Here is an 11,951-nt window from a genome sequence, read left to right as displayed (position 1 = left end):
GAAGACAGGAGGATTCCATGGAAGAGAAAATCTATAAGATCATGCGTGGAGCAGGTGCTCTGAATATTGTACTGGGAGTCATTTCCCTGGTAGTCGGAATCGCGGCAGGTGTGTTGCTGATCATCAGTGGCGGCAAGCTGGTCTCCGGCAAATCACGTATTCTGTTCTGATCACAATTGAGAAGGAAAACGCCGTCAGGGCGTGAAAATTGGGCATTTCCATACCGGAAGTGCCCTTTTCGGGTTCCATGGGGGATTGCAGGTTACTGAAAGGCTTGAAAATAGTATGCGGAAAAAGAACTACATTTTTACGAATAAAAAACATTCCAACAGGGCGATCATGTCGACCATCCTGGGGGGCATCAGTCTGGTGTCCCTGGGGATCGTGACGTATCTGTCCTACAGTCAGGGCGGCGTGATGCACGGTGGATACGGTGTTACCGGTGTGTTGGCCACCATCTATTCCCTGATCGGACTGATCCTGGGAATACTGACCCTTCGGGAAAAAGATATCTATCGTATCTTTCCCGTGCTGGGAACAATATTAAATGTTGTTGCCCTTGGAGGTGTCAGCTTTTTGCTGTATCTGGGAAGCCGTCTGTAACGGATATTCTGGAGCAGAAGCATTGGATCACACAGCAGTTATTTAGATAGAAGGAGCAATCAGATCTATGGAAGAAAGAGAATTATTACTGGAACGTCTGGAACTGGCCTTAGACCGGATCCGGGAGATCCCCGGGGAGGACTGGCAGGAAGAAAGCCTGCAGCACTGGAAAGAATATTTTACAGCGGTAGCAAAATTTTTACTGCTGATCGAGGATACCAGACAGTTCCTGGAGCAGGGAAAACAGAACACTGCCACTTTGGAAGAGCTGAAACAGCGTAACCATGCCCTGTATGAAGATATTTTACCGGAAAATTATGAGAACAGCTTTGCTAATCCTGCGGTAGCTGTAAAGTGTCTGGGAGAAGAATTCGGCGCACTGGCCGCCTTCCTTTATACGGAAATGCGGAGCCTGATCGGTTTTACCTATGAGGGAAGACTGGACGAACTGGTGATCCGTATGGAACTGTTTTCTGAGGTATATGCGGCATTTGTATATGAGGAGCAGGAGAATCACAGACTTCCGTCTTATGCGTCCATCCGTGAGATCCTTTACTGGTTCGTCAGCGATTACGCGGATGTGGCGGCGGAAGCACGGGTACGGGAACTGGTATGCCCGGGGAATAATTTTGCGGCAGACATTATCCGAAGGGCGGAACTGACCGATCTGCGTTATCTCTATGCCTATGGAGAATACGTGGGGGAAAATGAACTGGCAATGGCGAAATTCCTGAATTCCCTGCCGGAAGAAACCATAAATACCATGGCAGACACTTATACCGAGGGGTACCGCATCGGTTTTGAAGTGACCGGCAAGGATCTGTCGAAAAAAGCTGCGGTGGATGTCCGTTATCAGTTGGGCTTCGAACGCATGATGCGGAGAACTCTGGAGAATTTTGACAAAATGGGATTGCAGCCTGTGATCTACCGTGCAGCTGCCAGTATTTTATATAATCCCTCCATTTATAAAAACGGCTTCTACAGTGTCAGCCCCAACAGACAGTATGAGTTCGATCACAAGGATGACAAGGCACTGTTCTTGGATAAAATGTATTGCAGTCGGAAACTGGAAGTCATGCATACCGCTTTTGAAAAATATAAGACAGAGGCCAGAGGCTATGCGGGCCCGGCCGTGGTGGAGACCTTCGGTGAGAAAGATTTCGCACCGGTGAACAAGCCGGAAGCGGTGAAAATGACGGATGAGCAGAGCGCTCTTATGGTGGAGCACCGCACCCAGATGGGACAGCTGCAGAGACAGTATATTATTGAGGAAGAGCGCAGCTTTACGATTATTGCGTTCCCCATCCCGGAGGTAGGGGACTGCTTTGAAGAACTTTTCCGGGAGACTATTCGGATCAACACCCTGGATTATAAAAAATATCAGAGGATCCAGCAGACCATCATCGATGCGCTGGATCAGGCAGACCACTGTGAGGTGAAGGGCTGTAACGGTAATCACACGGATATCACAGTGAATCTGTGGAAGCTCAAAGATCCTGCCAAAGAAACTATTTTTGAAAACTGCGTGGCAGACGTGAATATTCCCGTGGGAGAAGTATTTACCTCTCCGGTGCTGGAAGGCTCAAACGGTGTGCTGCATGTGACAAAAGTGTTCCTGAACGGCTTGGAATATAAGAATCTGGAGATCACCTTCGAAAACGGCAGGATTAAAAACTACAACTGTGCTAATTTTGCCACGGAGGAAGAGAACAGGGCATTCATTAAGGAAAATATCCTGTTCCGCCATAAGACACTGCCGCTGGGAGAATTTGCCATCGGCACAAACACTACGGCTTATGTGGCGGCAAAGCGTCTGGGCGTGGAAGCCAGGATGCCGATCCTGATCGCGGAGAAGATGGGACCGCATTTTGCAGTGGGCGATACCTGCTATTCCCATGCGGAAGAGGTGAAGGTATACAATCCCGACGGTAAAGAGATCGTGGCCAGAGACAATGAGGTGGCCGCCCTTCGCAGTGTGAACCCTTCCAAGGCTTATTTTAACTGCCATACGGACATTACCATTCCTTACGATGAACTGGCAGAGCTGACCGCAGTGAAAAAGGACGGCGGGCGGATCCCCATTATTGCGAACGGCAGATTTGTCCTTCCCGGAACGGAAGAACTGAATGAGCCGCTGCGGGAGTTGGATTAAAACTATTCAGCAAGCATTTGCAGAAAGCAATTTTGCATGGTTCTGAATAGTTATCATAAGATTTCATAAAACCATTGCATCATTGAAAAGATTTTAGTAAGATAAAATATATATGGATAAAATCGGTGCAACCGATACATGAGGAGGACATTATGGCAAATACAGAGAATTGCCCTAAGGTTGGCATTGTAATGGGTAGTGATTCCGATATGCCTGTGATGGCGAAAGCCGCAGACATTCTGGAAGAACTGGGCATCCCTTATGAGATGACCGTGATCAGTGCTCACAGAGAGCCGGATGTGTTTTTTGAGTATGCAAAAAGTGCGGAGGAAAAAGGCTTCAAGGTGATCATCGCCGGAGCCGGTATGGCAGCGCATCTGCCCGGCATGTGTGCCGCTATTTTCCCTATGCCCGTCATCGGAATCCCGATGCACACCACTTCCCTGGGAGGCAGAGATTCTCTGTATTCCATCGTTCAGATGCCCTCTGGCATCCCGGTTGCCACAGTAGCCATTAACGGCGGCGCCAATGCAGGACTTCTGGCAGCCAAGATTCTGGCTACTTCCGACGCAGAGCTTCTCGGAAAGTTAAAAGCATACAGCACCAAATTAAAAGAACAGGTAGAAGCCAAGGATGCAAAATTGCAGGAAATCGGCTACAAAGCTTACCTGGAAGGCATGAAGAAGTAAGGTTTATAAAAGTATTATTTATTCGGAATAAAACGAAAGAGCCCCTGCGGCGGAAATGAGGAGAAAATGGATTACAAGAAAGCTGGAGTAGACATCGAAGCAGGCTACAAGTCTGTAGAACTGATGAAGAAGTACGTGAAGGAGACCATGCGTCCCGAAGTAATGGGCGGTATCGGCGGTTTCTCCGGAGCATTTTCCCTGAGTGCCATCAAAGACATGGAGGATCCCGTGCTCCTGTCCGGAACCGATGGTGTAGGTACCAAGCTGAAGCTGGCATTTTTAATGGACAAGCATGATACCATTGGAATCGACTGTGTAGCCATGTGTGTAAATGATGTGGCATGTGCAGGTGGTGAACCTTTATTTTTCCTGGATTATATCGCATGCGGACGCAATATTCCCGAGAAGATCGCTACCATCGTAAAGGGCGTGGCAGAGGGCTGTAAGCAGTCTGACGCAGCACTGGTAGGCGGTGAGACCGCAGAGCATCCCGGACTGATGCCTGAGGATGAGTACGATCTGGCCGGATTTGCAGTAGGTGTGGTAGAGCGTAAGGATCTGATCACCGGCGAGAACATCAAGCCCGGTGATGTACTGGTGGGAATCACTTCCTCCGGTGTACATTCCAACGGTTTCTCCCTGGTGAGAAAGGTATTCGATATGACCAAAGAGAGCCTGGATACCTATTATGACGAACTGGGCAAGACTCTGGGTGAAGCACTGCTTGCTCCCACCAGAATCTATGTGAAGGCTATGAAGTCTGTGAAGAACGCAGGCGTTAAGGTAAAGGGCTGCAGCCATATTACCGGCGGCGGTTTCTATGAGAATATTCCCAGAATGCTTCCTGACGGCATCTGCGCAGTTGTGAAGAAGGACAGCTACGAAGTACCCGCTATTTTCCGTCTGATGCAGAAAAAGGGCAACATTGCTGACGAGATGATGTACAACACCTACAACATGGGTCTTGGCATGGTGCTGGCACTGGATCCCGCAGATGTGGACAAGACTCTGGAAGCGCTGAAAGCAGCAGGGGAGACCGCTTACGTGGTAGGTACCTGCGAAGCCGGTGAAAAGGGTGTGACCATATGTTAAGAGTAGTCGTACTGGTATCCGGCGGCGGAACGAATCTGCAGGCGATCATTGATGCTATCGCAGCGGGCAAGGTCACCAATGCGCAGATCGTCGGTGTCATCAGCAACAACAAGACGGTGAAGAGCCTGGAGAGAGCACGTAATGCAGGAATTCCTGCGGTATGTGTGTCTCCGAAGGATTATGAGAGCAGAGAAGTATTTAACGATGCGTTGCTTGCAAAGGTGAAGGAATTTACCCCGGATCTGATCGTGCTGGCAGGCTTCCTGGTGAAGATCCCGGAGACTATGGTGCATGAATACAGTAATCGTATCATCAATATTCATCCGTCTCTGATCCCCTCTTTCTGTGGTGTGGGATACTATGGACTTCATGTGCATGAAAAGGCACTGGAGCGCGGTGTGAAGGTCACCGGAGCCACCGTGCATTTTGTGAATGAAGGCATGGATGAAGGCCCTATCATTGCACAGAAAGCAGTGGCAGTGGAAGATGATGATACCCCGGAAATCTTACAGAGACGTGTCATGGAACAGGCTGAGTGGCTGCTTCTGCCTCAGGCGGTGGATGACATTGCCAATGGACGGATCTGCGTCGTAGACGGCAAAGTAAAGCATAACAAATGAGTAACTATTCAGAGCCAATGGGCGAAGTAATCACCATGAGCAAATAGCATACAAACATGTTATTCAGGAAAGCCTCGCAGAGGCGGTTTTGCGAATGGGGGGTGAATAGTTACGGAATAAGGAGAAACATAATATGGGTATGAAAGTATTGATCGTAGGTGGCGGTGGCAGAGAGCATGCCATTGCAACCTGTGTTGCAAAGAGTCCTAAGGTAGATAAGATCTATTGTGCTCCGGGCAATGCCGGAATCGGTCAGATCGCAGAATGTGTTCCCATCGGAGCCATGGAATTTGACAAGATCGTTGCTTTTGCGAAGGAACAGGCCGTTGACCTGACCATCGTAGGTATGGACGATCCTCTGGTAGGCGGACTGGTAGATGCACTGGAGGCAGAGGGCCTGCGTGCTTTCGGACCCCGTAAAAATGCAGCAATCCTGGAGGGCAGCAAGGCTTTTTCCAAGGATCTTATGAAAAAATATAATATTCCTACCGCAGCCTATGAGAATTTCGATAATGCGGAGGATGCCATCAAATATCTGAAGGAGCAGGCAAGTTTCCCTACCGTGCTGAAGGCAGATGGCCTGGCACTGGGAAAAGGCGTACTGATCTGCAATACGTTGGAGGAAGCTCTGGCAGGCGTGGATGAGATCATGCTGGACAAGAAATTCGGTGCGGCTGGTAATCGTATGGTCATCGAAGAGTTTATGACCGGAAGAGAAGTCAGTGTACTTTCCTTTGTAGATGGCAAGACCATCCGGATCATGACTTCTGCACAGGATCACAAGAGAGCGAAGGACGGCGATCAGGGACTGAATACCGGCGGTATGGGAACCTTTTCTCCCAGCCCGTTCTATACCGAAGAAGTGGATGCATTCTGCAAGAAATATATTTACCAGGCTACGGTGGATGCCATGGCAGCGGAAGGCAGACCTTTCAAAGGCGTTATTTTCTTCGGATTGATGCTGACACCGAACGGTCCCAAAGTACTGGAGTACAATGCAAGATTCGGTGACCCGGAGGCACAGGTGGTACTGCCCCGCATGAAGAACGATATTATCGAGGTCATGGAGGCTTGTGTGGACGGTACTCTGGATCAGATCGATCTGCAGTTTGAAGACAATGCTGCAGTCTGTGTGGTTCTGGCCAGTGATGGCTATCCGGTATCCTATGAGAAGGGTTATGTGATAAACGGACTGGAGAAGTTCAACGGAAAAGACGGCTATTATTGTTTCCATGCGGGAACGAAGCTCACAGACAAGGGAATCGTGACAAACGGCGGACGTGTTCTGGGAGTGACAGCCAAGGGAGCTACCCTGAAGGAGGCCCGTGCCAATGCCTATGAGGCAACGGAATGGATCACCTTCGAGAACAAATACATGCGTCATGACATTGGCAAGGCAATCGATGAAGCGTAAGACATGTCAGGATACAGAAGGAGTTGCAGATGAAAAAGACAGTACAGAGAACAAGTAAATTCAAGGCTTTCTGGGGAATGCTTGCATTGGTGCTTGTGCTGGGAGCAGGACTTTTTGCCGAGAATCTGGCGTTTGTCAGCCATGCGGAAAGCGCAGCCAAGGTAACAGCATCCAGTGCAAAGATCCGTAAGAGCGCGGATTCTTCCAGTGAAGTCATCGGCAGTGCGGCAAAGGATAAGACCATTTCCATCAAGAGCCAGACCAAGGGAGCGGATGGCTATACCTGGTATGAGGTATATGTGGATGCGAATACGCTGGGATATATTCGTTCCGATCTGGTAAGCATTACCGACGGATCTACCCCGCCGTCTTCTTCAACTACGACCACCACGACAACTACAACGACGACTACCACAGCAACACCGGCTCCGGCAGTGAATGAAACACCGGTGGATGTCACAGCGGTGGAGCCTGTAAGTGCTACCGTGACGGGCGGACAGTCGGTGCGTGTGCGCAGCAATGCATCTACCACGAGCCAGATCGTAACCACGGCAGAGAACGGAATGGCTCTGACCGTCACCGGACAGGCTACCGGTACGGACGGCAATACCTGGTATCAGGTGAATTTCATCGCCAACAATACCGAAGTGACCGGATTTATCCGTTCCGATTATGTGGCGTTATCCGGAGAACTGCAGGCACCTTCCACAGAGCAGCCTGCGGAAGAACAGCCTTCGGAAGAACAGCCCGCCGAGGATACACAGACCACTTCCAAGGACTGGGATACCCAGTTGCAGGGAGATGCATGGTATCTGTTAGATATGGTAGGACAGAAACAATACAAGATCGATGATCTGTTCAGCTCTATTGACCAGATTACTGAGATCAATGCGCAGTTTGAGACCAATCAGAAGAAGATCACCAGTCAGAAGGTCGTGATCATTATTCTTGTCATTCTTCTGGTGGCAGCGGCGGCAGCAGTCACTCTGCTGATCTTCAAGATCAAGGATATGACGGATGCGGCTGATTTCTCTGATGCGGAGGAAGCAGCACTTCGCAGAAGAAGAGTGGACAGACCCCAGACCGGCAGAGGTCAGGGTGGAAGACCGGCACCTCAGGGCGGCAGAACCCAGGGTGGCCAGAAAGTGATGCATGAAGTGGGAGCGGAGAGACGTCCCGCAGGAAAGCCCGCCGGACAGGGCGGCAGACCGGTGCAGGGACAGAGACCGGCAGGCCAGCAGGCAAGACCCGCGACACAGGGAGCCAGACCTACGGCACCCCAGGCCGGAAGACCCGCACCGCAGGGAACCAGACCTGCAGCACCTCAGACCGGAAGACCCGCACCGCAGGGAACCAGACCTGCAGCACCCCAGACCGGAAGACCCGCACCGCAGGGAACCAGACCTGCAGCACCCCAGACCGGAAGACCCGCACCGCAAGTAGACAGACCGGTAAAACCGGCACAGAATAACGGTAATCCGCAGGATCCCGGCTGGAAGTCCAAGAACTTCATGTCCGATGATGACGAGTTCGAATTCGAATTCCTGAACTGGGACGGCGACGAAGAACAATAGGAATAAAAAGACCGGAAACGGCATCTTACGAGAGTGGGATGCCGCTTTCTTTTTAAAATTTTGATAAACTTTCCCGGTCTGCAGTTGACAGCACCGCCCTCACTGTTATAATAGACGTATAACAATCGGTGACAGTGGGAAGGGAGTGATTTTGATGATAATAGAGATAGATTTCAACAGTAATGAAGCGCTCTATATGCAACTGCGCAATCAGATCATCATGGGAATTGCCACGTCACAGTTTCATGAGGGAGATTCCCTGCCGAGTGTACGGCAGCTGGCGGATACCATCGGGATCAATATGCATACTGTAAATAAGGCCTATACGGTTCTGAAGCAGGAGGGCTATGTCAAGGTCGACAGGCGAAAGGGAGCCGTGATCGCTCTGGATGTGGACCGTATGCGTGCGGTGGATGAATTGCGGAAGGAACTGCAGGTAATACTTGCTAAGAGCAGCTGCAAAAATATTTCCAGGCAGGAAGTACATGAATTGATTGATGAAATTTATGAAGAATATGGAGGACTGAATTGATGCAGTCACAGTTTACGGATAAAGCGCAGAATGCGCTTGCCCAGGCCGGCAGATGTGCCAGAGGCCTGAAACAGGGCTATATCGGGACCGAACACATTCTGGTGGGACTCCTGAAGGAAGATACCGGTGTAGCCGCAAAAGTGTTGGCGGATAACGGAGTAGAAGTGGATCAGGTCATGGAAATGATCCGGGATCTGATCGCCTTTGAAAACGGTGTGGCCGTGAAGGACAAAGAGGGATATTCTCCCAGAGCTGCCCGGATTCTGGAAGAGGCACACCGCCAGGCTGCCCGTTTCGGACAGAAGCAGACCGGCACGGAGCATCTGCTTCTTGCACTGATCAAAGAGGGCGAGAATGTTGCCGTGCGTCTGCTGAACACGTTGGGAGCCAATGTGCAGAAGATCTATGTAGATACCCTGATCGCCATCGGACAGGACGGCAATCTGTACAAGGAAGATCTGGGGAAAAAGGGAGACCGCAAGGCGAAGCAGTCTACACTGGAACAATACAGCAGAGACCTGACGGCTCTGGCCAGAGAAGGAAAATTGGATCCTGTGGTAGGCAGAGAAGAAGAGATCCGCAGAGTAGTGCAGATCTTAAGTCGCCGCACGAAGAACAATCCCTGTCTCGTCGGAGAACCCGGTGTAGGTAAGACCGCCGTGGTAGAAGGTCTGGCAGCCCGCATTGTGGCAGGAGACGTACCTTTTACCGTGCAGAATAAGAGAGTACTGACATTAGATTTGTCGGGAATGGTGGCAGGAAGTAAGTACCGTGGTGAGTTCGAGGAACGTATCAAGAAGGTATTGAAGGAAGTGACGGAGGACGGGAATATTATTTTATTCCTGGATGAACTTCATACGATCATTGGTGCCGGAGGTGCGGAAGGCGCCATTGACGCGTCCAATATCATGAAGCCTTCCCTGGCCCGTGGAGAGATCCAGCTGATTGGTGCCACCACCATTGCGGAATACCGCAAGTATATTGAGAAGGATGCGGCTCTGGAGCGCAGATTCCAGCCGGTGACTGTGGAAGAACCTACAGAGGAAGAGGCGGTCCGCATTCTGGAGGGCATCAAAGGAAAATATGAGGATCATCACCATGTGCAGATCACCCCGGAGGCCATTGAGGCTGCTGTCAGATTGTCCAGCCGTTATATCAATGACAGAAATCTGCCGGATAAGGCCATCGATCTGATCGATGAAGCTTCGGCAAGCGCAAGACTGAGTGCATTGGATGCCCCGGATAAAGCGAAGGAGATCGCTGATCGTATCCACGAGATGGATCAGGAGATGGAGAGAGCTATCCGCATGGAAGCATTTGACCAGATGGCAGAGATCAAGAAGCAGCAGGATGCGCTGGTGAAAAAATATGACCGCCTGATGAAAAAGCGGGAGAAACAGGAAGCGGGCAATGTTATCAGTATCGGTGAGAATGAAATCGCCGAGGTCGTTGCCCAGTGGACCAAGATCCCCGTACAGAAGCTGGCGGAAAAAGAGAGCGAACGACTGTTAAAACTGGAGAAGACGCTGCATAAGCGTGTCATCGGCCAGGAGGAAGCAGTGACCGCAGTGGCCAGGGCCATGCGCAGAGGCCGTGTGGGTCTGAAAGATCCCAACCGTCCCATCGGCTCCTTCCTGTTCTTAGGTCCTACCGGTGTTGGTAAGACGGAACTGTCCAAGGCATTGGCAGAAGCCATGTTCGGCTCTGAAGATGCCATGATCCGTGTTGATATGTCCGAATACATGGAAGGCCATTCGGTCTCCAAGATGATCGGATCACCGCCCGGATATGTAGGCTTTGAAGAAGGCGGACAGCTGAGCGAGAAGGTTCGCCGTAATCCCTACTCTGTTGTTCTGTTTGACGAGATCGAGAAAGCGCATCCGGATGTATTTAATGTACTTTTGCAGGTACTGGATGACGGTCATATCACGGACTCCAAGGGACGCAAGGTCAGCTTCAAGAACACTGTGCTGATCATGACTTCCAATGCGGGTGCACAGCGTATCGTGGATCCCAAGAATCTGGGCTTTGCCACAGAGAAGAGCGAGACAAAGGATTACGAGAAGATGAAATCCAATGTCATGGAAGAAGTAAAGCGCAGCTTCAAGCCGGAATTTATCAACCGTATTGATGATATTATCGTGTTCCACCAGCTGAACAATGAGAACATGAAGGAGATCGTGAATCTTCTGGCATCCAATCTGTACAAGAGATGTGAGGATCAGCTGGGGATCCATCTGACCATCACAGCAGCGCTGAAGGAGCATCTGGTATCCAAATATGCGGATAACAAGATGGGAGCAAGACCCTTGAAGCGTGCAATCCAGTCCGTGGTAGAGGATGCTCTGGCAGAGGAGATCCTGCAGAAAAAGGTGGTACCGGGAGATAAGGTATCCGCCGGATTCAAGGATGGAAAAGTTGTATTTACCGTGAAAAATTAAGTATTTGTAACTATTCAGTCACTCAATTTGCAAAATCGCTCTTGCAGAGCGTTCCTTTTGCTCATTGAGGTTACTTCGTCCTATAAATTACGTCAAAGGTTCTTACGAATGCAAGCATTCGACGTACCTATGACACAATTTACATGACTCTGAATAGTTACAAAATAAATAAAACTTTTTGTAGAAAAACAGGGTGAGATATATTATACTGTAACTATTCAAACCCCATTCGCAAAGAACGAAAGAGAAAGATGTATTGCGGATGCAGTTACTTTCAGGAGGACAGACAGATGGCAGTAGTGGAAGAAATACTTCGCAGTGAAGCAGACGGATCTATCAGTTTTGGTAATCACAAGCTGGCCAAGAAGGCAAAAGTGGAAGATTATGAGCATGCAGGAGATCTGCTGAAGGTTAAGACCTACAATGAGATGACAAAGCTGGAAAAGAACGGCATGTTTTTATATGAATCTGTTCCCGGAACCAGTGTATTGGAGTTCAAGGAAGCTGACAACAGTGTGGAGTTCATCGTAGAAGGTGACGAGGATTCCCAGATCACTGTAGGACTGAAGGACGATACCGAGTACGAAGTATTTATCGACGGTAAGAACGTAGGAACCATGAAAACCGGACTTGGCGGCAAACTGAGCCTGAGCGTAGAACTGGAAGCAGCAGGTGAAGTACCTGTTAAGATCGTAGAGGCGTAAGGACGCACTGCAAAGGAGTCCAGGCACGGAGGACATTGTAGTACTTCGTGACTGGGCTTTTTTTAAATATTCAGAGTTTCCGGAGGCGGTTTTGCGGGGGCTGAATAGGTATTACAATGATTGAGGAGAG

11 protein-coding genes are annotated in these 11,951 nt (G+C 49.9%); all 11 read left to right on the top strand.

Going from position 1 to position 11,951, the window contains the following annotated elements; translation table 11 throughout:
• The first annotated feature begins 17 nt into the window (after positions 1-17).
• The 11 genes from OCV96_RS13210 to OCV96_RS13160 all read left to right on the top strand — a co-directional run bounded on the left by OCV96_RS13210 (position 18) and on the right by OCV96_RS13160 (position 11,821).
• Positions 18-170 (top strand): hypothetical protein, encoded by a 153-nt coding sequence (locus OCV96_RS13210; RefSeq protein ID WP_172594711.1) that lies wholly within the window; start codon positions 18-20, stop codon positions 168-170.
• A 115-nt stretch (positions 171-285) separates the two neighbouring features.
• On the top strand, positions 286-603 hold the full coding sequence (locus OCV96_RS13205; RefSeq protein ID WP_117465892.1) for a DUF6142 family protein: 318 nt from the start codon (positions 286-288) through the stop codon (positions 601-603).
• Positions 604-670: 67 nt separating this feature from the next.
• The gene (locus tag OCV96_RS13200) at positions 671-2,755 is read left to right on the top strand and encodes an aminopeptidase (protein WP_262594700.1); all 2,085 of its coding nucleotides are present in this window, start codon (positions 671-673) and stop codon (positions 2,753-2,755) included.
• Positions 2,756-2,907: 152 nt separating this feature from the next.
• Complete coding sequence (purE, locus tag OCV96_RS13195; RefSeq protein WP_022153778.1) at positions 2,908-3,444, top strand: 5-(carboxyamino)imidazole ribonucleotide mutase; 537 nt, start codon at positions 2,908-2,910, stop codon at positions 3,442-3,444.
• 66 nt (positions 3,445-3,510) lie between these two features.
• Complete coding sequence (gene purM / locus OCV96_RS13190; protein ID WP_262594699.1) at positions 3,511-4,536, top strand: phosphoribosylformylglycinamidine cyclo-ligase; 1,026 nt, start codon at positions 3,511-3,513, stop codon at positions 4,534-4,536.
• Complete coding sequence (gene purN, locus OCV96_RS13185; RefSeq protein ID WP_227733138.1) at positions 4,530-5,156, top strand: phosphoribosylglycinamide formyltransferase; 627 nt, start codon at positions 4,530-4,532, stop codon at positions 5,154-5,156. Before purM ends, purN begins: the two co-directional genes overlap by 7 nt.
• Before the next feature lie 139 nt (positions 5,157-5,295).
• Positions 5,296-6,570: a phosphoribosylamine--glycine ligase gene (gene purD, locus OCV96_RS13180; RefSeq protein WP_227733159.1), complete on the top strand. Its 1,275-nt coding sequence runs from the start codon at positions 5,296-5,298 to the stop codon at positions 6,568-6,570.
• A gap of 29 nt (positions 6,571-6,599) precedes the next feature.
• Positions 6,600-8,144: an SH3 domain-containing protein gene (locus OCV96_RS13175; RefSeq protein ID WP_262594698.1), complete on the top strand. Its 1,545-nt coding sequence runs from the start codon at positions 6,600-6,602 to the stop codon at positions 8,142-8,144.
• A gap of 154 nt (positions 8,145-8,298) precedes the next feature.
• On the top strand, positions 8,299-8,676 hold the full coding sequence (locus OCV96_RS13170) for a GntR family transcriptional regulator (protein ID WP_022312745.1): 378 nt from the start codon (positions 8,299-8,301) through the stop codon (positions 8,674-8,676).
• Positions 8,676-11,117, top strand: coding sequence for an ATP-dependent Clp protease ATP-binding subunit (locus OCV96_RS13165; protein WP_118503525.1), 2,442 nt, complete (start codon positions 8,676-8,678; stop codon positions 11,115-11,117). The genes OCV96_RS13170 and OCV96_RS13165 overlap by 1 nt, the downstream gene beginning before the upstream one ends.
• A 290-nt stretch (positions 11,118-11,407) precedes the next feature.
• A complete protein-coding gene (locus OCV96_RS13160; protein WP_022313542.1) occupies positions 11,408-11,821 on the top strand; it encodes a hypothetical protein in 414 nt (137 codons plus the stop codon).
• Positions 11,822-11,951: the final 130 nt, after the last annotated feature.

It is taken from the genome of Waltera acetigignens, assembly GCF_025567015.1.
Lineage (GTDB): Bacteria > Bacillota > Clostridia > Lachnospirales > Lachnospiraceae > Acetatifactor > Acetatifactor acetigignens.
Note: the sequence above shows the minus strand (reverse complement) of the source record. Positions and strands in the feature narration are given on the sequence as shown.

Excerpts from the sequence above, each read along its gene's own strand:
- OCV96_RS13210 (WP_172594711.1), top strand. The coding sequence starts at position 18 with ATGGAAGAGAAAATCTATAAGATCATGCGTGGAGCAGGTGCTCTGAAT.
- OCV96_RS13205 (WP_117465892.1), top strand. The coding sequence starts at position 286 with ATGCGGAAAAAGAACTACATTTTTACGAATAAAAAACATTCCAACAGG.
- OCV96_RS13200 (WP_262594700.1), top strand. The coding sequence starts at position 671 with ATGGAAGAAAGAGAATTATTACTGGAACGTCTGGAACTGGCCTTAGAC.
- purE (WP_022153778.1), top strand. The coding sequence starts at position 2,908 with ATGGCAAATACAGAGAATTGCCCTAAGGTTGGCATTGTAATGGGTAGT.
- purM (WP_262594699.1), top strand. The coding sequence starts at position 3,511 with ATGGATTACAAGAAAGCTGGAGTAGACATCGAAGCAGGCTACAAGTCT.
- purN (WP_227733138.1), top strand. The coding sequence starts at position 4,530 with ATGTTAAGAGTAGTCGTACTGGTATCCGGCGGCGGAACGAATCTGCAG.
- purD (WP_227733159.1), top strand. The coding sequence starts at position 5,296 with ATGAAAGTATTGATCGTAGGTGGCGGTGGCAGAGAGCATGCCATTGCA.
- OCV96_RS13175 (WP_262594698.1), top strand. The coding sequence starts at position 6,600 with ATGAAAAAGACAGTACAGAGAACAAGTAAATTCAAGGCTTTCTGGGGA.
- OCV96_RS13170 (WP_022312745.1), top strand. The coding sequence starts at position 8,299 with ATGATAATAGAGATAGATTTCAACAGTAATGAAGCGCTCTATATGCAA.
- OCV96_RS13165 (WP_118503525.1), top strand. The coding sequence starts at position 8,676 with ATGCAGTCACAGTTTACGGATAAAGCGCAGAATGCGCTTGCCCAGGCC.
- OCV96_RS13160 (WP_022313542.1), top strand. The coding sequence starts at position 11,408 with ATGGCAGTAGTGGAAGAAATACTTCGCAGTGAAGCAGACGGATCTATC.